20 protein-coding genes are annotated in these 21,190 nt (G+C 71.5%); 13 read left to right on the top strand and 7 right to left on the bottom strand.

Translation table 11 applies throughout. The features are described from left to right. Positions 1-10 precede the first annotated feature (10 nt). The gene (locus tag OG344_RS11245; protein ID WP_405088161.1) at positions 11-1,174 is read right to left on the bottom strand and encodes an acetoin utilization protein AcuC; all 1,164 of its coding nucleotides are present in this window, start codon (positions 1,172-1,174) and stop codon (positions 11-13) included. A gap of 57 nt (positions 1,175-1,231) precedes the next feature. Further along, positions 1,232-2,026, bottom strand: a complete 795-nt coding sequence (proC, locus tag OG344_RS11240; RefSeq protein ID WP_405088160.1) for a pyrroline-5-carboxylate reductase — start codon at positions 2,024-2,026, stop codon at positions 1,232-1,234. A gap of 237 nt (positions 2,027-2,263) precedes the next feature. Between proC and OG344_RS11235 the strand changes: the two genes are divergently transcribed. Further along, the gene (locus tag OG344_RS11235; RefSeq protein WP_405088159.1) at positions 2,264-3,835 is read left to right on the top strand and encodes an alpha/beta hydrolase; all 1,572 of its coding nucleotides are present in this window, start codon (positions 2,264-2,266) and stop codon (positions 3,833-3,835) included. Positions 3,836-3,923: 88 nt separating this feature from the next. On the opposite strand, the gene OG344_RS11230 is transcribed toward OG344_RS11235, so the two are convergent. The 4 genes from OG344_RS11230 to OG344_RS11215 all read right to left on the bottom strand — a co-directional run bounded on the left by OG344_RS11230 (position 3,924) and on the right by OG344_RS11215 (position 7,392). Further along, a complete protein-coding gene (locus tag OG344_RS11230; RefSeq protein ID WP_405088158.1) occupies positions 3,924-4,658 on the bottom strand; it encodes an ABC transporter permease in 735 nt (244 codons plus the stop codon). Then, positions 4,655-5,383 (bottom strand): ABC transporter ATP-binding protein, encoded by a 729-nt coding sequence (locus OG344_RS11225; protein ID WP_405088157.1) that lies wholly within the window; start codon positions 5,381-5,383, stop codon positions 4,655-4,657. The genes OG344_RS11230 and OG344_RS11225 overlap by 4 nt, the downstream gene beginning before the upstream one ends. Positions 5,384-5,500: 117 nt before the next feature. Beyond that, positions 5,501-6,043 carry a GNAT family N-acetyltransferase gene (locus OG344_RS11220; RefSeq protein ID WP_405088156.1) on the bottom strand — a complete coding sequence of 181 codons (543 nt, stop codon included), beginning with the start codon at positions 6,041-6,043 and terminating at the stop codon, positions 5,501-5,503. Positions 6,044-6,054: 11 nt separating this feature from the next. Then, on the bottom strand, positions 6,055-7,392 hold the full coding sequence (locus tag OG344_RS11215) for a helix-turn-helix domain-containing protein (protein WP_405088155.1): 1,338 nt from the start codon (positions 7,390-7,392) through the stop codon (positions 6,055-6,057). Positions 7,393-7,578: 186 nt separating this feature from the next. On the opposite strand from OG344_RS11215, the gene OG344_RS11210 reads away from it, so the two are divergent. From OG344_RS11210 to OG344_RS11155, 12 genes are all read left to right on the top strand, one after another. Further along, entirely contained in the window at positions 7,579-7,830 is a 252-nt protein-coding gene (locus OG344_RS11210; RefSeq protein WP_405088154.1) for a hypothetical protein, read from the top strand. 119 nt (positions 7,831-7,949) lie between these two features. Beyond that, on the top strand, positions 7,950-9,083 hold the full coding sequence (amcB, locus tag OG344_RS11205) for a cyclophane-forming radical SAM peptide maturase AmcB (RefSeq protein WP_405088153.1): 1,134 nt from the start codon (positions 7,950-7,952) through the stop codon (positions 9,081-9,083). Next, complete coding sequence (gene amcA, locus OG344_RS11200) at positions 9,080-9,256, top strand: multiple cyclophane-containing RiPP AmcA (RefSeq protein ID WP_405088152.1); 177 nt, start codon at positions 9,080-9,082, stop codon at positions 9,254-9,256. Before amcB ends, amcA begins: the two co-directional genes overlap by 4 nt. A 70-nt stretch (positions 9,257-9,326) precedes the next feature. Further along, positions 9,327-10,004, top strand: a complete 678-nt coding sequence (locus tag OG344_RS11195) for a pentapeptide repeat-containing protein (RefSeq protein ID WP_405088151.1) — start codon at positions 9,327-9,329, stop codon at positions 10,002-10,004. Between the two features lie 15 nt (positions 10,005-10,019). Next, positions 10,020-10,751, top strand: a complete 732-nt coding sequence (locus tag OG344_RS11190; RefSeq protein ID WP_405088150.1) for a hypothetical protein — start codon at positions 10,020-10,022, stop codon at positions 10,749-10,751. Between the two features lie 115 nt (positions 10,752-10,866). Further along, positions 10,867-11,346 (top strand): hypothetical protein, encoded by a 480-nt coding sequence (locus OG344_RS11185; RefSeq protein WP_327049167.1) that lies wholly within the window; start codon positions 10,867-10,869, stop codon positions 11,344-11,346. Between the two features lie 190 nt (positions 11,347-11,536). Continuing rightward, complete coding sequence (gene dnaK / locus OG344_RS11180) at positions 11,537-13,411, top strand: molecular chaperone DnaK (protein ID WP_405088149.1); 1,875 nt, start codon at positions 11,537-11,539, stop codon at positions 13,409-13,411. Then, on the top strand, positions 13,408-14,058 hold the full coding sequence (grpE, locus tag OG344_RS11175; RefSeq protein ID WP_405088148.1) for a nucleotide exchange factor GrpE: 651 nt from the start codon (positions 13,408-13,410) through the stop codon (positions 14,056-14,058). Before dnaK ends, grpE begins: the two co-directional genes overlap by 4 nt. A 78-nt stretch (positions 14,059-14,136) precedes the next feature. Continuing rightward, entirely contained in the window at positions 14,137-15,312 is a 1,176-nt protein-coding gene (dnaJ, locus tag OG344_RS11170; RefSeq protein ID WP_204285751.1) for a molecular chaperone DnaJ, read from the top strand. Positions 15,313-15,316: 4 nt separating this feature from the next. Next, positions 15,317-15,664: a heat shock protein transcriptional repressor HspR gene (locus tag OG344_RS11165; RefSeq protein ID WP_117409136.1), complete on the top strand. Its 348-nt coding sequence runs from the start codon at positions 15,317-15,319 to the stop codon at positions 15,662-15,664. An 89-nt stretch (positions 15,665-15,753) separates the two neighbouring features. Then, complete coding sequence (gene clpB / locus OG344_RS11160; protein WP_405088147.1) at positions 15,754-18,345, top strand: ATP-dependent chaperone ClpB; 2,592 nt, start codon at positions 15,754-15,756, stop codon at positions 18,343-18,345. Between the two features lie 97 nt (positions 18,346-18,442). Continuing rightward, positions 18,443-20,245, top strand: a complete 1,803-nt coding sequence (locus tag OG344_RS11155) for a hypothetical protein (RefSeq protein ID WP_405088146.1) — start codon at positions 18,443-18,445, stop codon at positions 20,243-20,245. A gap of 318 nt (positions 20,246-20,563) precedes the next feature. Here the strand turns inward: OG344_RS11155 and OG344_RS11150 are convergent, their stop codons facing one another. Next, the gene (locus OG344_RS11150) at positions 20,564-21,103 is read right to left on the bottom strand and encodes a hypothetical protein (protein WP_405088145.1); all 540 of its coding nucleotides are present in this window, start codon (positions 21,101-21,103) and stop codon (positions 20,564-20,566) included. Positions 21,104-21,190 lie beyond the last annotated feature (87 nt).

Here is a 21,190-nt window from a genome sequence, read left to right as displayed (position 1 = left end):
TCCGGACATGTCAGGGCATGGGATCCAGACCGTGGAAGGGGAACACCGCCTTCCTGGTCGCGATGACGGCCCGGTCGACGGCGTCGGCTGGATCGTACCCCTCGGAGAAGTCACGCCACTGTGGGTGCCGCCCGTCGGTCATCCGCAACGGCGGGATCTCTCCGGTCCGTTCCGTCACGTACGTCCGCCAGGCCGCCGGCGTGGCGGCACCGGGGTCGACGGGATGCCCGGCGGCCTCGGCGATCAGGTGCGTCCACGCCCTCGGCACGACCTGGACGAGCTCGTAGCCCCCGCCGCCCAGGGCGATCCAGCGTCCGTCCGCGGTCTCGTGGGCCAGCCGGTGCAGCGCGGCGTACGCCGTGCGCTGCCCGTCGAGGCTGAGCATGAGATGCGCCAGCGGATCGAGGGCGTGGCTGTCGCACCCCTGCTGGGTGACCAGGACCTGCGGCCGGAAGTGCCGCAGCAGCGGCGGGACGACCGCGTGGAAGGCCCGCAGCCACCCGGTGTCACCGCAGCCCGCCGGCAGCGCGACGTTGACCGCGGTGCCCTCGGCGCCCGTCTCGTGCGGGAACCCGGTGCCGGGGAAGAGCGTGCGCGGGCTCTCGTGCAGGCTGATCGTGAGCACCCGGGGATCGTCGTGGAACGCCGCCTGCACGCCGTCGCCGTGGTGCACGTCCACGTCCACGTACGCGACGCGGGACGCGCCGTGGGACAGCAGCCACGCGATCGCGACCGCCGGGTCGTTGTAGATGCAGAAGCCGCTGGCGGCGCCGGGCATGGCGTGGTGCAGGCCCCCCGCGACGTTGACCGCGTGCTCGGCCGCGCCGTCCCACACGGCCCTGGCGGCGGCCAGCGTGGCCCCGGTGACCAGCGCGGACGCCTCGTGCACGCCCGCGAAGGCGGGATTGTCCTCGGTGCCGAGCCCGTACCGCAGGTCGGGCCGGCCGTCCCGGGAGACGGTCTTGACCGCCTCGATGTAGTCCCGCTTGTGGACCAGCGCGATCTCGTCGTCGGTGGCGGGGACGCAGCCGGTCGTCTCGACCACGTCCAGCACGCCCATCTCCCGGGCGAGCGCCATGGTGAGCTCGACGCGCACGGGCGCGAGAGGGTGGCCGGGACCGAAGTCGTACGTGACCAGAGCGTCGTCCCAGACGACCCGCACCGCCCGGCTCATGCGGCGACGCAATCGCGGTGACTCATACCAGAACGGTATCGTCCGGGCTCGCGGGCGTCAGCCGGAGGCGAGGCGGCGGCTGCGCTCGCAGGCGGCCTCGATCGCGTCGAGGAACGCGGCCCTGACCTTGTGCCGTTCCAGCTCGGCGATGGCGGCGATCGTGGTGCCTCCGGGCGAGGTCACGGCCTCGCGCAGGATCACCGGGTGCTCCCCCGAGTCGCGCAGCATGATCGCGGCGCCGACGATCGACTGGGTGACCATGTCGAGGGCGGCGGCGCGCGGCATGCCCAGCAGGATCCCGGCGTCGACCATCGCCTCGACGAGGTAGAAGAAGTAGGCCGGGCCGCTGCCGGACAGCGCGGTGGCGGCGTCCTGCTGCGCCTCCGGGATCCGCAGCACCTTGCCCACCGGGCTGAGCAGCGCCTCGGTGCGCCTGAGGTGCTCCTCCGAGGCGTGCGCCCCGGCCGAGATGACGCTCATCGCCTCGTCGACCAGGACGGGCGTGTTCGACATGACGCGGACGACCGCCACGCCGTCCCCGAGCCTGGCCTCCACGAAGGCGGTCGTGATGCCGGCGGCGACGGAGATCACCAGCCGGTCGGCGGGCACGTGCGGGGCGATCTCGGCCAGCAGCGCGCCCATGTCCTGCGGCTTGACGGCGAGGATGAGCGTCTCGGCCAGCTTGGCGGCCTCGGCGTTGCCCGCCACCCGCACGCCGTACCGCTCGCGCAGCGCCTCGGCCCGCTCGGGCCTGCGGGCCGTCGCCACGATCTCGTCCGGCCGCCGACCGGCGCGCACCAGCCCGGAGAGCAGGGCCTCGCCCATCTTTCCGGTCCCGAGAATCGCGATCATTCCTGTGCCTTCCTGAACTCGCCGGGATCTCCGCGCAGCTTACCGATCCCGCCGGAGGGGCGTGCCGCGGCCCGGCGGCCTCCGACACGTCATGTCATTCCATGCCCACCGTGAATGTTGCGGTTTTGCATCCAAGTGACGGCGAGTGTCGCTTTACTACTCTTTTGCCCGGATGATCGGCCGAAGGTGTCATAACTCGGCTCCATCGACGGGGCCGCCGGCGCCGAAGGGGTGCCCGTGAAGAAGATCCTCGTTGCGCTGGCCGCCGCCGGCCTGGGTCTGAGCGGCGTGCTGGCCGCGTCACCCGCCGCCGGCGCACCCCCCGGTTCCGAGCACGCGCCGCCGGCGCCGGCGCCGCAGTGGACCCAGTGCGAGGGCCTGCCCACGGGTGTCGAGTGCACGAAGATCGAGGTGCCACTGGACTACCGCCGTCCCAAGGGCGAGAAGATCAAGATCGCGGTCTCCCGCAGGAAGGCGACCGACACGGCCCACTACCAGGGCGTGATCCTGTTCAACCCCGGCGGGCCCGGCGGCAGCGGCCTCGCGTACCCGGCGGTCATGCAGACCCGGCTGGGTCCCGCGCTCGCCGCGCAGTACGACCTGATCGGCTTCGACCCGCGCGGCGTCGGCTCCAGCGAGCCCTCGCTGAGCTGCGACCCGAACTTCGCCGACCCGGTGCGGCCCGACTACGTGCCCGCGAACATCACCGAGGAGCTGGCCTGGGCCCAGCGCTCCCAGAAGTACGCGCAGGCGTGCGGCCGGATCTACGGCGACCTGCTCAGGAACATGACCACGGCCGACGCGGCCAACGACATGGACCAGATCCGCAGGGCCCTCGGCCAGGAGCAGATCAGCTACGTCGGCTACTCCTACGGCACCTACCTCGGCGCGACGTACGCGACGCTGTTCCCGAACCGGGTCCGCCGGCTCGTGCTGGACAGCATCGTCAATCCGTCGCGGGTGTGGTACGAGGCCAACATCGACCAGAACCACGCGTTCGAGGGCCGCGCCAAGGACTTCTTCGCCTGGATCGCGACGTACGACTCGACCTACCACCTCGGCACCACCGGCGACGAGGTGGAGAAGACGTACTACGCGGCCCGCGCCAAGCTGAAGGACACCCCGGCGGAGGGCCGGGTCGGGCCGGACGAGTTCGACGACACCTACCTCGCGGGCGGCTACCTCAAGAGCCGCTGGCCGCTGCTCGCGAACGCGCTCTCCAGGTATCTGACCGCCGGTGAGGCCGCTCCGCTCCTCGCCGCCTACGGCACGTACGGCGACTCCAGCGGCGACGACAACTCGTTCGCCGTCTACTCCGCCGTCGAGTGCTCCGACGCGGCCTGGCCGCGCGACTGGCCCAGGTGGCACCGCGACATGTGGCAGTCGTACCGCGCCGCGCCCTTCCTGAGCTGGGGCAACGCCTGGTTCAACGCGCAGTGCGCCTTCTGGCCGGTGCGGGCGGCGCACGAGCAGCGCATCGACGGCCGGCTCGTCAAGAACGCGCTGTTCTTCCAGGACACCAAGGACGCCGCCACGCCGTACGAGGGCGGGGTCGAGATGCACCGGCGCTTCCCGAACTCGCGTCTCGTCGTCATGGACGGCGGCGGCAACCACGGCCTGACCGGGCGCGGCGACGCCTGCGTCGACGACGCCTGGAAGGCCTACCTGACCGACGGCACGCTGCCCGCGAGCCGTCCGGGGCCGGACCTGCACTGCGCGCCGTTCGCCGACCCGGTTCCGCCGGCCCGGGCCGCCGCGCTGAACGCGGCGCCCACCCAGATCGACGACTGGGTGCCCGGCGAACGCTGACCTCCCCTTCAAGCCACCCCGATACACCCCCCACGGACGGGCCCCCGGTCTTCGACAGGCCGGGGGCCCGTCCGTTCCCTGGCGCCGCTCACGGCGTACGGCGGCGCAGCGTCGCGGCGCCGAGGAGAAGCGCGAGCACGGCCGACCCGGCCACCAGAGCCACGTCGCGCCAGAACTCGCCGCCCGGGGCCGGATCCGCGGCGGCGTGCGCCATGGCCTCGATCGCGTACGACATGGGCAGGACGTCGGAGACCCATTCGAGCACGGGCGTCATCCGGCCGCGCGGCACGAGGATCCCCCCGAGCAGGAGCTGGGGGATCATGACGACCGGCATCAGCTGCACGGCCTGGAACTCCGTACGGGCGAACGCGCTGCACAGCAGGCCGAGCGCGGTGCCGAGCAGGGCGTCGAGCAGCGCGACGAGCACCAGCGGCCACAGCGGGCCCGGGACGTCCAGGCCGAGCCAGGTGAGGGAGACCGCCAGCGCCAGCGCCACCTGCGCGCAGGCCGCGAGGCCGAAGGCGAGGCCGTACCCGAGCAGGAGGTCGAGCCGCCCGAGCGGCATCGCCATGAGCCGCTCCAGCGTCCCCGACGTACGCTCGCGCAGGGTGGCGATCGAGGTGACGAGGAACATCACCAGGAACGGGAACACGCACAGCAGGACCGGAGCGAACCGGCCGAAGGTCCGTTCGTCGTCGATCACGTAGTAGAGGAGGATCATCACCAGCGTCGGCACGAGCACCATCAGCGCGACGGTGCGCCTGTCGTGGCGGAGCTGGGTCAGGATGCGGCGCGCGGTGGCGAGAGTGATCACGAGGCTCATGCCGCGGCCCTCTCGGCGATCAGGCGCAGGAACGCCTCCTCCAGATCGGACGTGCGGGTGCGCCCGCGCAGGCCGTCGGGGGTGTCGTCGGCGAGGATCTCCCCCTGGCGCAGCACGATCAGCCGCTCACAGCGCGCGGCCTCGTCCATGACGTGGCTGGAGACGAGGAGCGTCGCGCCGCGCCCGGCGAGGCGGTGGAACAGCGCCCACAGCTCCTGCCGCAGCACCGGGTCGAGCCCGACGGTCGGCTCGTCGAGCACGAGCAGTTCGGGCCGGCCGAGCATGGCCACCGCGAGCCCGGCCCGGTTGAGCTGACCACCGGAGAGGGTGGCGCCGAGTTGGTGGGCGGCGTCCGCGAGCCCGACCTCGGTCAGCACCCGCTCGGGGTCGTCCTTCGGCGCCCCGAGCACGGCGGCGAAGTAGCGGAGGTTCTCCAGCACCGTCAGGTCGCGGTAGACGGCCGGGCTCTGCGTCGAGTAGCCGATCCTGCGCCGCAGGCCCGCGCTCCCGGCCGGCTCGCCGAGCACGGTCACCTCCCCGCCGGAGACGACCTGGACCCCGACGACCGCCCGCATCAGCGTCGTCTTGCCGCAGCCGCTCGGCCCGAGCAGCCCGGTGACCTGCCCGCGCGGCACTTCGAAGGTCAGCCCGTGCAGCACTTCGGCCCCGCCTCTGGACACCCGCAGACCGCGTACGGCCACCGCGGGGCCGGATGAATTCATCATGTGATGAAATTAAGCCCACCAGCCCCGCGCGTCAATGAACCACCGGAGCGTGAAACGTCATGTGCTCACCAGACCAGCCGAGATCGCCACGCCGATCCGCCCTTGCGGCGGCGACTGTCAACAGGAGCTCACGTGCTCCAACACCATGGCGTCCATCAGCGGCGCGTCCGGCGCTGACCGCACGGTTCCCGCGACCTGCCACCCCCACCGCTCGTACATGGCGTGTGCCGGTGCGGCGGGGTCGGAGGTGAGCACGGCGTACGGCTCGTCCCTGCCGGACAGGAGCTCGCCGAGGAGCCGCTTCCCGTAACCGTGCCCCCGGTAGGGGCTCCGCAGGATCAGCTCGATGACGGCTACCTTCGGTGCGGCCACGACTTCGGCGGGCGGCTCGGTGGCCTCTCCCGCCCACCACCGCCCGGCGGGAAAATGCAGGCCGAAGCAGAAGCCCGCCAGCTTTCCGGAGTCCCGATCGATCGCTGACACCAGCTCGAACCCGTCGGAGGCGACCTGTCTGCGGGTGCGGTCCAAGAACCGCTCCGCGCTGAACAGCGGCCCCGAGTTGTAGGGCGGCTCGGCGTACACCTCCGTGTAGACCGTCGCGTACTCCTCGGTCAGGGCCTTGGCGGCGTCGTCGCCGGCGGAACGGGCGTACTCAAGCACAGTGGGACTCCTTACTGCGCGGGGGCGGAGGGGAGCGCGAGCAGTTGCCGGTAGGCGGCCACCGGGGGCCGGTTGGCTTCGCCGAGGGGGACGGCGCGCGCGACGTCGGCCGCGGTGACCCGGACGAACATCGTCCAGTCGTGCTCGGGGAGGCGTTCCAGAACCGCGCGGGCGTGGCCGATGCCGTGGGTGATGTCGCCGTCGCGGACCGCGGTTACCGCGCGGTGCATCTCCACCTGGCTGATGTGCCGGACCTCCCAGGCGGGATAGGCGGCCAGAGCCTCGTCGCTGGCCGCCGAGGCGGCGTGGAGATCGCCGACCCGGGACAGCACGTACGAACGAGTGTGCAGCAGCCGTGTGACAGGCCAGCCGAACGCCGTTTCGGCGTCGCCGACGACTGCGTCCGGCAGGTGGTCGACGAGGCCTTCCAGCGCGTAGAGCTCCCGGAGGGCCACGTCGCTACTGCCGGCGACGGCCGCGGCCTGGGCGCGCATCGCGAGTGCCTCGGCCGCGCCGGCGCAGGCGCGACCTTCTGCCACGTGGAGGGCGTCGTCAGCGCGTTGCAGGACGACGACGTCTGGCCGTCCCGCATACAGGGCCTGCGTCGCGTCGAAGCCGCGGGCGGCGGCCTGCAGGTCCACGTCTGCGGCGAGGTCCGCCGCGCGCCGGGCGGCCTGCCACCAGTGGCGCGCCTCCCTCGGTTGTCCGCAGAACCCGAGGGTGCGGGCCATGAGGAACGCCATGGCGGCGTTGACCCGCGCCCACCCACGCTCATCGCCCGGCGGGCGGCGCACGATGGCCTGCTGGAGAGCGTGCGCATCCAGCGTCAGGTCGGTCAGTACCGCCGCCGGGGGCTGCCGGAGCACGGTATGGCCGTACTCCCAGACCGTCTCCTCCCAGTCGGCGAGCTGGTCACCGCCCATGCTCGCTGCCATCGCGTGGCGGGTCTGCTCGACGGCGTCCAGTGGGAGTGCGCCTGCGACGCCCACCGCGGCGATGGAGGCGAGTAGGCGGCGGCGAGTGAGGTCCATGTCGTCAGCATGCGGTGGGACGGCGCCTTGTGACGAGTCCCCGGCGGGCTTTCTGGCCGTCACCATGGCGTGCAGCGCGGTCAGGACGCCGCCCGCCTTGAGCTGGTCGTCGAGGCGGCGCACCACTTCGGCTGATGGTGCTCTCTTGGCCTTCTCGTACTTGCCGAGGATCGAGGCGTCCATGTGGAGCACGTTGGCCAGGCTCTCCAAGGTTTCGTGGCCCCGGAACCTGCGCCAGTTGCGCAGCTCCGCGCCGAGCAGGTGCCACGGCGACTCGTGCGGGTCGACCGGATCGGCGGGCCGTCCAGTAGAGGCCATATGCCAGCTCCTGGTTCTGGTTCCGGACCGTTCCGGCCACTGCGGCTGGCCGGAACGAAGGCCTTGGTTTCCCCCGGGATCGATGGCGACTATGGCACAGCAAAGCACGTGGCGCACTCTTCCCATCGCAGACAGTCACCATCGGGAAGGGAGCCTTACCACCTGACGTCACTCAGGAGATCCCCTATGGACCGGCTCGTCGCCGCACCCCTGCCTCCCCCGCTGCCCCCTACGGATGCGGCCGTACGCGCCTTGGAAGGGCTCCGGCACGACCTGGGCGTACGGCACGGCATCCCCGGCGGCAGGATCACCGCGAACCGGGGGACCGCCGTCCTGGTCCTGGGCGACCTCACCGTCTGGCGCTACCACGGCGAGCGGTTCCGCAGCTGCTGGGCTACGAGCCGCCCCGAACCGACAGCGCCAGTGGACGGGCAATGATGAACGATTCAGCGGCGCGAGCGTCCTCTACCGCCGGGTGCACCACCCCGGCCCAGGCTCTCCCTCAGCTCGGACGCCTGGACCGAACCCCATCCCTGATCTCAGCAAGGGAGAACGAAGTGGACGAACGCTCGGAGTTCGACCGGTGGTTCGGCCCGCCGGCGACGCTCGTCCTCCAGCCGACGACGTTGTGCAACCTGGACTGCTCCTACTGCTACCTGCCGCAGCGGCGGCGCCTCCACCAAATGGCGCCCGCCACCGTTCACGCGGTGGCCACCTCCGCAGCCGACCTGAGCTTCGGCGGTGGCACGCTCGACGTGGTGTGGCATGCGGGGGAACCCCTCACCGTCGGAACGCAGGCCTTCGCGCAGATGCTGGCGCCATTCGACGCCCTGCGCCGGGACGGTCGGGTCCAGCACTTCGTGCAGACCAACGCGACCCTGCTCACCCCGGCCTGGTGCGACCTGCTCGCACGCCACCAGGTGCGGGTCGGCGTTAGCATCGACGGCCCTGCCGCTCTGACCGGCCGACGCGTGGACTATCGGGGCAAGCCCGCCACCGACCGGATCCTGGCCGGTATCTCGCTGCTCCGCGACCACGGCATCCCCTTCTCGATTATCGCCGTCGTCGGTCCGGAGAGCATCGACCGCCCCGAGGAGATGTTGGACTTCCTCGCCGCCCTCGAACCCGGCTCCATCGGGCTGAACATCGAGGAGATGGAGGGCACCAACACTGCGGCCGTGCCGATCAGCGTCGAGCAGGCGGAGCGGTTCTGGCGGCGCGTGCTGGACTGGTCGGCTGCGCCCGGCCACCTGCCGCTGCTGCGGGACATCCACCGCCTCGCCGAGTACCTGCGCCTCGTACGCGGCGGGCACCGCGACGCGTGGGAGTCCCGCCGTATCGACCCCATCCCCACCGTCGCCTGGAACGGCGACGTAGCCCTGATATCTCCCGAACTCGCCGGCATCACCGCCCCCGCGTACGGCGACTTCGTCGCTGGGAACATCCACCACCGGTCGCTGGCCGAAATCCTGGCCACCGCGCACCGGCTGCGCTACGTCCGCGAGTTCATGACCGGCCTGAACGCCTGCCGGCAGACCTGCAGCTTCTGGGACTTCTGCCGCGGCGGGCAGGCAGGCAACCGGTACTTCGAGAACGGCACCTTCACCAGCACCGAGACGGCGTTCTGCCGCCTCACCCGGCAAGCCCTGATCACCGCACTGGACACCGCCACGAAGGAGTACGCGGCATGACCCCTCTCCAGCATCTGACCAGCACGACCGCGCCCCTCGTCGATGACCTGGTCGGCCGCTACGACGGCCAGGCCACGCGCGGGACGCACGCCGCGCACGACAACCGCGCGTCCTGGGACAACCAGGGCGGTACGTTCGACAACCGCGCCTCCTGGGACAACTGGAGCAAGTGACCACCCCAGGGTTGCGGGCGTGATCCCTTCACGCCCGCGGCCCGGCCCCACCCTGGTAGGAAACGCATTCATGGACACCATCTCGACCGTGCGCGGCACCCACATCACGCTCCCGTGCCTGGAGGTCGGCGACCTGACCGAGGTCGGCTCGCTGGACGGCGACAAGGTCATCGAGTTCAGCTACGGTCCCGCGCGCCTGCGGGAGCTGTCGCTGGCGGGGACGCATCTGATCGACGGCCGCGTCACCGGCCTGACCACGCAGCGCGCCACGTGGCGCGGAACACGGTTGCACACCGTGGAGTTCTCCGGCTGCGACCTGTCCGGCCTGGACTGGTCCGGCAGCACGCTCACCCGAGTCGTGTTCATCGACTGCAAGCTCATGGGCGCCGCCCTGGACGGCCTGGTCCTGGAGGATGTGCTCTTCGAGCGGTGCCGCCTGGACTACGCCACCCTCATCCGCCTGCGCACGTCCGGGCCGGTAATCGTCTCGGATTGCTCGTTGCGGGAGGCGACCGTCACCGCCTGCGACCTGACCCGTGCGGCGTTCACCGGGTGCGACCTGCACCAGACCACGTTCGACGGCGGCACCTACCGCGGCTGCGACCTGCGCGGCAACGACCTGTCCGGCGTCCGCGGCGCCACCTCGCTCACGAAGGTCACCATCGACCGGTCCCAGATGCCCGGCCTCGCGCAGGCGGTCGCAGCCGAGCTGGGCGTGGTCTTCGGCGAGGACCTCAACGAATCCTGACCCCCGGAGGCGGCCATGCGGCTGCTGTTCGACGACTTCGGCACCATCGCCCACCGGGTCGAGATCGGCTCGGTCACCCTGGCGGGTGACGCACCCGGCTATGACCACCCTTGCGCGGTCGTCCCTGCCGGGGACTGGCAACCGCTCACCGAGCGGGAAGCGAAACGCCTGCGGCCGGACCCGGCGACCCCGCCCGGCGTGGTGGTCGAACTGGTCGCCCGCCGCCTGCCTGAGTTCGACCCCGGCGACCTGGACGGCCGCCGACGCCACGCGGCTGCGCTGGACCCGCTGGAGGGGCGCTGGCCCCGCGAGCTGCTCGCCTGCGCCGACAGCCTCCATGGGCAGGCGACGACCACCTGCGACGTCCACAACGGCGGCCGGAGGATCGGGCTACACGTCGACAACTTCGACCGCCTGCCCTACCCGGGCCGGCTGCGCTCCCGGCGGCGGCTGTGCCTCAACCTCGGCCCGGGAACCCGCTGGCTGCTCGTATGCGACTGCACGATCACCGGCATCTGCCGCGCGCTGGGCCGCGATCAGGCCGGGCACCTGCCGCACACCGACGACGTCCGCGCCTACGTCACGGGCGGGCACCCACTGCGGTGCCTGCGGATCCGACTGGAGCCAGGCGAAGGCTACATCGCGCCGACCGAGGTCCTGCCGCACGACGGCTCGACCGCCGACGCCGACACGTGGTCGTGCGCCGCCTTCTGGCTCGGTTACCCATCACGTAAGGCGACCGCATGACGGCAACACCGAACGGCGGGGGTCGGGCAGGTTGTGCTGTTCGGTCACGCGATCAAGGTGAGTCCCGGCGGTGGGCGCTGGTGAACCACCGGTGCTTGACAGCCGTGTAAAGGGCATGAGAAAGCTCTGGCTCATGGTCCTCCTGTTCCTGGCCGTCCTCCTGGCGGCCGCCTGCGGAGGGGGTTCCTCCACCTCGGCCCACCCCGAGCAGCCGGAGGGCTCCCCCGCCGGCGCCGAAACGGGTCCTCAGTCGGCTCCGCCGGGGCCGGGGATGGTCGTGCCCGCCGGCTCCCCGTCTCCCGTGACCCCGGCCGGGCCCACCCTGAACACGCGCGCGGTCCCGTGGGAGAGCGCCACGGCCGCGGGCGGCGGCCGCTCCCTCGACGTCGTGTGGTGGTCGGGGGTGGAGCCCTGCCAGGTGCTCGATCACGTCGACGTGAAGGAGACCGCGCGCGAGGTGACGGTCACCGTGTACGAGGGGCAGGACCGGCGCTCGCCCGACGCCGTCTGCATCGCGATCGCCATCCAGAAGACCACGCAGGTGCGGCTCGAGTCCCCTCTCGGCGACCGGAAGGTCGTGGACGGCGCCAAGTAGGCCGAAGGCGGGCCGTGAGCTTCGCCCTGGATGGGGCAAGGCGCGGGCGGGGTACGGAATCGCGCATGCGGGGGACTAAATCCGCGCGCCCCAGGGTTGAGCCTCGTAGACTCAAGACGTTTGACAGGATCCCGGATCGGGTCCAATATTTGAGTCTGACCGACTCAACTTTGACTACAAGGACGTACTCATGGCACGTGCGGTAGGTATCGACCTGGGGACGACCAACTCCGTCGTCTCGATTCTCGAGGGCGGCGAGCCCACGGTCATCGCGAACGCGCAGGGCTCGCGGACCACGCCGTCCGTGGTCGCGTTCGCGAAGAACGGAGAGGTCCTCGTCGGCGAGGTGGCCAAGCGGCAGGCGGTGACCAACGTCGACCGCACCATCCGCTCGGTCAAGCGTGAGATGGGCACGAACTGGACCGTCGAGATCGACGGCAAGAAGTTCACGCCCCAGCAGATCAGCGCGTTCGTCCTGCAGAAGCTCAAGCAGGACGCGGAGGCGTACCTGGGCGAGAAGATCACCGATGCGGTGATCACCGTTCCCGCGTACTTCAACGACTCGCAGCGGCAGGCCACCAAGGAGGCCGGCCAGATCGCGGGCCTCAACGTGCTGCGCATCATCAACGAGCCCACCTCCGCGGCCCTGGCCTACGGCCTGGACAAGGAGAAGGACCAGACCATCCTGGTCTTCGACCTCGGCGGCGGCACCTTCGACGTGTCCCTGCTCGACGTCGGCCAGGAGGACGGGCACGGGTTCGTCGAGGTCAAGGCCACCAGCGGCGACAACCACCTCGGCGGCGACGACTGGGACCAGCGCGTCGTCGACGAACTGGTGACGCGCTTCAAGAACGCGCACGGGGTGGACCTGGCCAAGGACAAGATGGCCCTCCAGCGCCTGCGCGAGGCGGCCGAGAAGGCGAAGATCGAGCTGTCGGCCCAGACCGAGACCACGATCAACCTGCCCTACATCACCGCCTCCTCCGAGGGCCCGCTGCACCTGGAGGAGAAGCTGACCCGGGCGGAGTTCCAGCGGATCACCGCCGACCTGCTCGAACGCTGCAAGGGCCCCTTCAACCAGGTCATCAAGGACGCGGGCGTCAAGGTCTCCGACATCGCCCACGTGGTGCTGGTCGGCGGCTCGACCCGCATGCCGGCCGTCTCCGAGCTGGTCAAGGAGCTGACCGGCGGCAAGGAGCCGAACAAGGGCGTGAACCCGGACGAGGTCGTCGCCATCGGCGCCGCGCTCCAGGCCGGTGTCCTCAAGGGCGAGGTCAAGGACGTCCTGCTGCTCGACGTGACCCCGCTGAGCCTCGGCATCGAGACCAAGGGCGGGATCTTCACCAAGATCATCGAGCGGAACACGACGATCCCGACCAAGCGCTCGGAGGTCTTCACCACGGCCGAGGACAACCAGCCGTCGGTGCAGATCCAGGTCTACCAGGGCGAGCGCGAGATCGCGGCCTACAACAAGAAGCTGGCCACCTTCGAGCTGACCGGCATCGCCCCGGCCCCGCGCGGCATCCCGCAGATCGAGGTCACCTTCGACATCGACGCCAACGGCATCGTGAACGTGTCCGCGAAGGACCTCGGCACGGGCAAGGAGCAGTCGATGACCATCACCGGCGGCTCGGCCCTGGGCAAGGACGACATCGAGCGCATGATGCGCGAGGCGGAGTCCTACGCCGAGGACGACCGGCAGCGCCGTGAGGACGCCGAGGTCCGCAACAACGCGGACGGGCTGGCCTACCAGACGGAGAAGTTCCTCCGCGAGAACGACGACAAGGTCCCGGCCGACGTGAAGACCGAGGTCAACGACTCTCTCGCCGAGCTCAAGAAGGCGCTGGAGGGCACCGACACGGCCGTCATCCGCGACTCCGCCGAGAAGCTCGCCACCGTCAGCCAGAAGATGGGCTCGGCGATCTACGCTCAGTCCCAGGCGGCCGGAGCCGAGGGCGCCGCGCCCGGCGCGGACGCCGGCGCGACCGGCCAGCAGGCGAAGGCCGACGACGACGTCGTCGAGGCCGAGATCGTCGACGACGAGCGGGAGGGCGGCAGCAAGTGAGCCCGCGTGAGAACGGTTCCCAGGAGGAGCCGGTGATCCGCGACAACCGCAAGATCGACCCGGAGACCGGCAGGGCCCGCGAGGCCACCACGGCGGACGACGGCGTGGCGCAGGCGGAGTCCGCCTCCGTCGCCGAGGAGCCGGAGGTCGCGGCGGCCGAGGGGTCCGCGGCGGACCTGCTCGCGGAGCGCACCGGGGATCTCCAGCGGCTGCAGGCGGAGTTCAGCAACTACCGCAAGCGGGTCGAGCGCGACCGGATCACCGTCAAGGAGCAGGCCGTCGCGAGCGTGCTCGCCGAGTTGCTGCCGGTGTTGGACGACATCGGGCGCGCCCGCGACCACGGTGAGCTCACCGGCGGCTTCGCGAAGGTGAGCGAGTCGCTGGAGGCGGCCGTCGGCAAGCTGGGCCTGACCGCGTACGGCACGAAGGGCGACCCCTTCGACCCGACCGTGCACGAGGCCCTGCTGCACAGCTACTCGGCGGAGGTGACCGAGCCGACGTGCGTCGAGATCCTCCAGCCGGGCTACCGGATCAACGACCGGATCCTGCGCCCGGCCCGGGTGTCCGTCGCCGAGCCGAGCGAGGAGGAGGCGCCGAGCGACGCGGCGGACGACTCCGGCGCCGCCGATGGATCCGACGAGAACTGAACAGCCGGGGGTCTCTCCCGATCGGGAAGGATCGGGAGAGACCTCAGTCACTCCCCTTTCGTGTGAAGGAAGCGATAGATGAGCACCAAGGACTACTTGGAAAAGGACTACTACGCCGTCCTTGGTGTGCCCAAGACCGCGAGCGCCGAGGAAATCAAGAAGGCGTACCGCAAGCTCGCCCGGCAGTACCACCCCGACGCGAACCCCGGCAACAAGCAGACCGAGGAGAAGTTCAAGGAGGTCTCCGCGGCCTACGACGTGCTCTCCGACGCCAAGCGGCGCAAGGAGTACGACGAGGCGCGCACGCTGTTCGGGTCCGGCGTGGGCGGGTTCACCGGCGCGGGGGGTCAGCGGCCCGGCGGCGGCAGCTTCAACTTCGACCTCGGCGACCTGTTCGGGGGCTCCGGTTCGGGCGAACGGATAGGGGACCTGTTCGGCGGCCTGTTCAACCGGGGCGGCGGCCCGCGCACGACCACCACGACCGGCCGGCCACGGCGCGGCCAGGACGTCGAGTCCGAGGTCACGCTCGCCTTCGGCGAGGCGGTCGACGGCACCACGGTGTCGCTCCGGCTCACCAGTTCGTCCGCCTGTGCGGCCTGCGGCGGCACGGGGGCGAAGGCCGGCACCACGCCGAGGGTCTGCCCGACCTGCGAGGGAACCGGGGCGGCCAGCCGCAACCTCGGCAACTTCGCCTTCTCCGAGCCGTGCCGCGACTGCCGCGGCCGGGGCCTGGTGGTCGACGACCCCTGCCCCGTCTGCGAGGGCAGCGGGCGCGGCAAGAGCACCCGCACGATCCAGGCCCGCATTCCCGCCGGGGTTGGCGACGGCCAGCGCATCAGGATCAAGGGCAAGGGCGCACCGGGTGAGAACGGCGGCCCGGCGGGCGACCTCTACGTGCTGGTCCACGTGAAGCCGCACCCGGTGTTCGGCCGCAGCGGGGAGAACCTGACCGTCTCGGTCCCCGTCACCTTCCCCGAGGCCGCGCTCGGCGCCGAGATCAAGGTGCCGACGCTGAAGGGCATGCCGGTGACCCTCCGAATCCCCGAGGGGACGCCGAACGGGCGGACCTTCCGGGTGCGGGGGCGCGGGGCCCCGCGCAAGGACGGCACCAAGGCCGATCTGCTGGTCACCGTCCAGGTGATGGTGCCGCAGAACCTGGACGACAAGGCCCGCGCGGCCCTTGAGGAGTTCAGGAACGCGACCGAGGGGCCGGACCTCCGCGAAGAGCTGATCAAGCAGGCCAGAAGCGAGTGAGCCGATGGATGCCAGGTTTTTCGACATCTCCGACGACACCCCTGTCTATGTGATCTCCGTGGCCGCCCAGCTCTCCGGGCTGCATCCGCAGACGCTCCGCCAGTACGACCGGCTCGGCCTCGTCAGCCCCGGCCGTACGGCGGGGCGGGGACGGCTGTACTCCACCCGGGACATCGTGCTGCTGCGCGAGGTCCAGCGGCTCTCCCAGGAGCACGGCATCAACCTCGCCGGCATCAAGCGGATTCTCGAACTGGAGACCGAGAATCTGCGCCTGCGTGAGGAGGTCACGCGGCTGCGGGGTGAGCTCACCATGGTGCGGGCACTGGTCCGCTACGAACTGCCGCCCGCCTGAACTGCCGCCCGCCTGAACTGCCACCCGCCTGAACTGCCACCTGCCTGCAACCTGCCATCTGCCTTAACGGGGAATCGAGGCATCGACATATGGACTACAAGTTCACCCAGAAGAGCCAGGAGGCCCTGTCCGCGGCCGTGCGCCGCGCCGCGGCCGACGGCAACCCCGAGGTCGCGCCCGCCCACCTCCTGACCACTTTGCTTGCGCAGAACGGCGGCATCGCCGCGTCGCTGCTGCGGGCCGTCGGCGCGGACCCGGCGAGGCTGCGCGCCCAGGCCGAGGAGCTGCTCGGCCGGCTGCCCAAGGCGCAGGGCTCCACCGTGAGCGCGCCGTCCAGCTCACGCCAGCTGCTGACCGTGATCAACACGGCGGCGCAGCGGGCCAAGCAGCTCGAAGACGAGTACGTCTCGACCGAGCACCTGCTGGTCGGGCTGGCGACCGACGGGGGGCAGGTCGCCGACCTGCTCAGGGGCGTGGGCGCCACCCCCGACGCGCTGCTGGAGGCGTTCGAGAAGGTCCGCGGGCACGCGCGGGTGACCAGCGAGACGCCGGAGGACACCTACCAGGCGCTGGAGAAGTACGGCGTCGACCTCACCGAGGCGGCGCGGGCGGGCAAGCTCGACCCGGTCATCGGCCGCGACAGCGAGATCCGCCGGGTCGTCCAGGTGCTGTCGCGCCGCACCAAGAACAACCCCGTGCTGATCGGCGAGCCCGGCGTCGGCAAGACCGCCGTGGTGGAGGGCCTCGCCCAGCGGATCGTCGCGGGCGACGTGCCCGAGAGCCTGCGCAACAAGCGTCTCGTGGCGCTCGATCTCGGCGCCATGGTCGCGGGCGCGAAGTACCGCGGCGAGTTCGAGGAGCGCCTCAAGGCCGTGCTCACCGAGATCAAGGAGAGCAACGGCCAGATCGTGACGTTCATCGACGAACTGCACACGATGGTCGGCGCGGGCGCGGCCGAGGGCGCGATGGACGCGGGCAACATGCTCAAGCCCATGCTGGCCCGCGGTGAGCTGCGGATGATCGGCGCCACCACGCTCGACGAGTACCGCGAGCGTATCGAGAAGGACCCCGCGCTGGAGCGGCGCTTCCAGCAGGTCTACGTCGGCGAGCCGACCGTCGAGGACACGATCGCGATCCTGCGCGGGCTCAAGGGCCGCTACGAGGCCCACCACAAGGTGCAGATCTCCGACAGCGCCCTGGTCGCCGCCGCTACGCTCTCCGACCGCTACATCACCGCGCGCTACCTGCCCGACAAGGCCATCGACCTGGTGGACGAGTCGATGTCGCGGCTGCGCATGGAGATCGACTCGCGGCCCGTGGAGATCGACCAGCTCCAGCGGAGCGTGGACCGCCTGAAGATGGAGGAGCTCGCGCTCGCGAAGGAGACCGACGAGGCCAGCCGCCAGCGCCTGGAGAAGCTCCGCGAGGAGCTGGCCAACCGCCAGGAGGACCTCAACGCGCTGGTCGGCCGGTGGGAGCGGGAGAAGGCGGGCCTCAACAAGGTCGGCGAGCTGAAGAAGCAGCTCGACGAGGCGCGCGGCGCGGCCGAGCGGGCCCAGCGCGACGGCGACTTCGAGGCCGCGTCCCGGGTCATGTACGGCGACGTCCCCCGCCTGGAGAAGGAGCTCGCCGAGGCCACCAGGGCCGCCGAGTCGGCGGAGGCCGGGGCCGAACCGATGGTGAAGGAGGAGGTCGGCCCCGACGACATCGCCGAGGTCATCTCCTCGTGGACCGGCATCCCCGCCGGGCGGCTGCTGGAGGGTGAGACCGCCAAGCTGCTGCGAATGGAGGACGAGCTGGGCAGGCGCCTCATCGGCCAGCGTGAGGCCGTGCAGGCCGTCTCCGACGCCGTACGGCGTGCCCGGGCCGGCATCGCCGATCCCGACCGGCCGACCGGCTCCTTCCTGTTCCTCGGCCCGACCGGCGTCGGCAAGACCGAGCTGGCCAAGGCGCTCGCCGAGTTCCTGTTCGACGACGAGCGGGCGATGACCCGCATCGACATGAGCGAGTACGGCGAGAAGCACAGCGTCGCCCGCCTGGTCGGCGCACCGCCCGGATACGTCGGATACGAGGAGGGCGGCCAGCTCACCGAGGCCGTACGCCGCAGGCCGTACACGGTGGTGCTGCTGGACGAGATCGAGAAGGCCCACCCCGAGGTCTTCGACATCCTGCTCCAGGTGCTCGACGACGGCCGGCTCACCGACGGGCAGGGCCGCACGGTCGACTTCCGCAACACGATCCTGATCCTCACCTCGAACATCGGCTCGCAGTTCCTCGTCGATCCCACGATAGAGGCCGAGAGCAAGCGCGAGGCGGTGCTGAACGCGGTGCGGGCCTCGTTCAAGCCCGAGTTCCTCAACCGGCTCGACGACATCATCGTCTTCGACGCGCTGGGCACCGAGGAGCTGTCGCAGATCGTGGACCTGCAGATCGCCCGGCTCGCCAGGCGGCTGTCCGACCGGCGGCTGAGGCTGACGGTCACCCCCGCCGCCCGGGACTGGCTCGCGCTGACCGGCTACGACCCGTTGTACGGCGCGCGCCCGCTGCGCCGCCTGATCCAGTCGGCGATCGGCGACCGGCTCGCCAAGGAACTGCTGTCGGGATCCATCCGGGATGGTGACGAGGTAATCGTCGACTTCGACGAGGCGGGAGACACGCTGACGATCGGGCCTGCTCGGTAAGGTCTTCTCCACCATTGCGGCAAGCGCGCCCCGCTCTTTTCCCCCGCTGCTACGTTCGGCGTTCGTCGGACTACCGTACGCGATCAGGGGGACGTGGATGTCCAGGACATCACGAAGTATTCGAGGGCGGTGCGCGGCACTCGCGGCGGTCACCGCCGGAGTGAGCTGGCTGACCTGGGGCACGGCGATGGCGAAGGACGGCGCGTCGTCCGACACCTGCCGTCCCCAAAACCGCGACGTCACGGACCACGACGTCACGGACCACGGCGTCACCGGCCGCGACGTCGCGCGCCACGAGAGCGCGCGGCGCGAGGTCACCGACCGGGACGAGCGGGGCGTTCCGGCCACCCTGGCCCCGGCGGCGGGCGTGCTGAGCATCGCGGACGCCGCCGGATCCGCCGCCGGGCAGGGACACCGCTCGCTTCCCGGCAGGCCCGGCCCCGACCCCGCCGTTCCGGGGGCGGTGGCAAGTCCCGTCCTGCCGGCCCTGACGGCTCCTCGGGCGCTGCCGGGCACGTCGTCCGCCAGGACGCTGACGGGCCTGGTGCCGAGGGCCGCCAACGCGCCGGCGGCCGGGAGCGCGCCGGTCCGCGTGCCCGGCGCGGTCGGCGGCAGCGCTGCCGGTGTTCCCGGCGCGGCAGGCCTTCCCGGGGTGCCCGGCACGGTCGGCGGCGCGAAGTCTCTCCCCGTCGGCCTGGCCGCCGCTCCGTCACCGGCGAAGCCGATATCCCTCGGCACGTCCGCGCTCCCGTCGGCCACGAAGCCTCTCGCCACGGGCGCCTCGGCTCTCTCGTCGCCCGCGAGGTCGCTCATGGCGCCGGCGGCGGCCTTGGTGGGGTCGAGGGTGCCGGCCGCCGCGCCCCTCGCGAACTCCGGCACGCTGCTCCCCGCCAGGAGCGCCGTTCCGCTCCTCGCCGTCGCGCCCGCCAGGCCCGGCGCCCCGGACGCGGCCTGCCCGCCGCAGGCGGCGCAGGGGCTACCCGGCGAGCCGGCCGCGCAGGAGGGGATGCGTCCCCTCACCGAGGGACGGCCGCGCGCGCACCGGCACCCGAGGCCGGAGGGAGAGGCGGGCAACGCCGCCCAGGGCGTGGAGTCGCGGGGCCGCTCCCCTCAGGACCGATCGGAGCAGGACCGGGCCGGGCAGGAGCAGGCCGGGCTGGACCGGGCCGGGCAGAAGCGCGGAGCGCACAACCTCGGCACCCAGGGCCTCACCGGGCAGAACGCCGGTGGGCAGAGCCACCCCGCTCACAACCACCCCGCTCACAATCCCGCCGCTCACAATCCCGCCGCGAACAACCCGGTCGCGAACAACCCGGCCGCGAACAACTCTGCGGGGCGGAACCCCGCTGGTCCGGGGTCCGCCGCCCGCCCCGCCGGGCAGGCCGGGCTGACGCCGCGGACCAGCTCCGTCAGCACCAGTTCCCAGAGCGGCGCCTCCGGTCAGGAGCAGAGCACCGAGACCTTCCCGCGCGAGCACCGGCACCGCAGGCACCATCCGCACAAGCCGAACGGGGCCGGGACGCCGGAGAACCAGGCAGGACGGCCGGCGAACGCGGTTCAGGAGGACACCGGGACGGCGACCGAGCGGAAGAACGGGGCCGGGCACAGGCGTCAGCGCGACGACGCCGCCGCGCCGGCCCACGCCGGAAGGTCCCAGGCCGCCGGCCAGGGCGGAGCAGCACAGGGCAGGGCGGCACAGGGCAGGAACGTCGCACCGGCCGTCCAGCCCGAGTCGGTGGGCGGCAGGCGCATTCCGCGTCTCCAGCCGCGCGAGTATCCCCGGACCGCCGCGCATCCGCAGGGCGGCGACATCACCACCCCCGCCGCCCTCACCAGGGCGACGGGCACGCACGGGGTGACCGACTTCGCCGCCGCGACCGGGAACAAGATCCTGCCCTGACCCGGCATACGACAAAGGGGGCCGTGACACACGGCCCCTTTCTCGTTCCCGGGACCTTTGCGCCACCGATGCCGGCAGGCGACCGCTACCACCGCCGCCCTCGGCGCGCCGGCTCCAGGGATCGTGACACACGGCCCCCTTCCCGTTCCCGGGACCCTTGCGCCACCGATGCCCGCAGGCGACCGCTGTCGGCGGCCGTCCACAGCGTTCCACTGGGGTGGCCGTGCCACGTCGTCTCCGGGACGCCGACAACGCCGGAGCTCACAGGCGGCTGTCACCGGGTCGTTCGCGGCGCTCCGGAGTGAGGCGGCCGGCTGCTCAGCGGGTGATGTCGAGGAGGGCGTCGAGGTCGTCCTCGGGCAACCCGAGATCGACCCGGATGCGGTAACGGGTGCGCAGCAGTGAGTCGCGGATGCCCGACCCGGTGGGGCCGCAGGCGCGGATGCCTTCGGTGGCCCAGTCGTGCGCCGCCTCCGCGTCGCCGTACGCGACCAGGGTCTCGGCGATGGTGAGCGCGGTGGCCGGATTCCAGTCACCCGTCCGGATCGCGGCGATCAGCGCCCTGGCCTCGTCGGGCCGGTCCAGCTCGAACAGGGTGTCGGCGATGCCGGCGCGTGGATCCACCGGCACCTCTCCGCCGTCCTCGATGGCGCCCTGGTAGCGGTCGAGTGCGGCGGCCGGCTGGCCGGCCTGGCGCCACTCCTCCGCCGCGAGCATGAGGATCGCCGCCCTCGACATCTCGCCCGACTCGTACCCCTGGGCCAGCGCGTCGAGGCGACGGGCGAGGGCACCATGGTCATCGAGCAGCAGGGCCTGTTCGAGCAGACGGTCCACCTGCTCATTTGTCACATGTGCCACAGAGCCGAGGCTACCGACCCGAGCCTGGTTTCGCAGGGCAACGCGAGGCATTGACGAAGCAACGATTAGTAGACCTTCCGCTACTAT

The organism is Microbispora sp. NBC_01389, from assembly GCF_045040095.1.
In the GTDB taxonomy this organism is placed as follows: domain Bacteria; phylum Actinomycetota; class Actinomycetes; order Streptosporangiales; family Streptosporangiaceae; genus Microbispora.
The sequence above is the reverse complement of the archived record's forward strand: the minus strand, read 5'-3'. Positions and strand labels throughout refer to the sequence as shown.

What these genes read in the sequence shown, in the direction of transcription:
- OG344_RS11245 (WP_405088161.1), bottom strand. Translation starts at nt 1,174, where the DNA reads ATGAGCCGGGCGGTGCGGGTCGTCTGGGACGACGCTCTGGTCACGTAC.
- proC (WP_405088160.1), bottom strand. Translation starts at nt 2,026, where the DNA reads ATGATCGCGATTCTCGGGACCGGAAAGATGGGCGAGGCCCTGCTCTCC.
- OG344_RS11230 (WP_405088158.1), bottom strand. Translation starts at nt 4,658, where the DNA reads ATGAGCCTCGTGATCACTCTCGCCACCGCGCGCCGCATCCTGACCCAG.
- OG344_RS11225 (WP_405088157.1), bottom strand. Translation starts at nt 5,383, where the DNA reads ATGATGAATTCATCCGGCCCCGCGGTGGCCGTACGCGGTCTGCGGGTG.
- OG344_RS11215 (WP_405088155.1), bottom strand. Translation starts at nt 7,392, where the DNA reads ATGGCCTCTACTGGACGGCCCGCCGATCCGGTCGACCCGCACGAGTCG.
- OG344_RS11210 (WP_405088154.1), top strand. Translation starts at nt 7,579, where the DNA reads ATGGACCGGCTCGTCGCCGCACCCCTGCCTCCCCCGCTGCCCCCTACG.
- amcA (WP_405088152.1), top strand. Translation starts at nt 9,080, where the DNA reads ATGACCCCTCTCCAGCATCTGACCAGCACGACCGCGCCCCTCGTCGAT.
- OG344_RS11195 (WP_405088151.1), top strand. Translation starts at nt 9,327, where the DNA reads ATGGACACCATCTCGACCGTGCGCGGCACCCACATCACGCTCCCGTGC.
- OG344_RS11190 (WP_405088150.1), top strand. Translation starts at nt 10,020, where the DNA reads ATGCGGCTGCTGTTCGACGACTTCGGCACCATCGCCCACCGGGTCGAG.
- OG344_RS11185 (WP_327049167.1), top strand. Translation starts at nt 10,867, where the DNA reads ATGAGAAAGCTCTGGCTCATGGTCCTCCTGTTCCTGGCCGTCCTCCTG.
- dnaK (WP_405088149.1), top strand. Translation starts at nt 11,537, where the DNA reads ATGGCACGTGCGGTAGGTATCGACCTGGGGACGACCAACTCCGTCGTC.
- dnaJ (WP_204285751.1), top strand. Translation starts at nt 14,137, where the DNA reads ATGAGCACCAAGGACTACTTGGAAAAGGACTACTACGCCGTCCTTGGT.
- OG344_RS11165 (WP_117409136.1), top strand. Translation starts at nt 15,317, where the DNA reads ATGGATGCCAGGTTTTTCGACATCTCCGACGACACCCCTGTCTATGTG.
- clpB (WP_405088147.1), top strand. Translation starts at nt 15,754, where the DNA reads ATGGACTACAAGTTCACCCAGAAGAGCCAGGAGGCCCTGTCCGCGGCC.
- OG344_RS11155 (WP_405088146.1), top strand. Translation starts at nt 18,443, where the DNA reads ATGTCCAGGACATCACGAAGTATTCGAGGGCGGTGCGCGGCACTCGCG.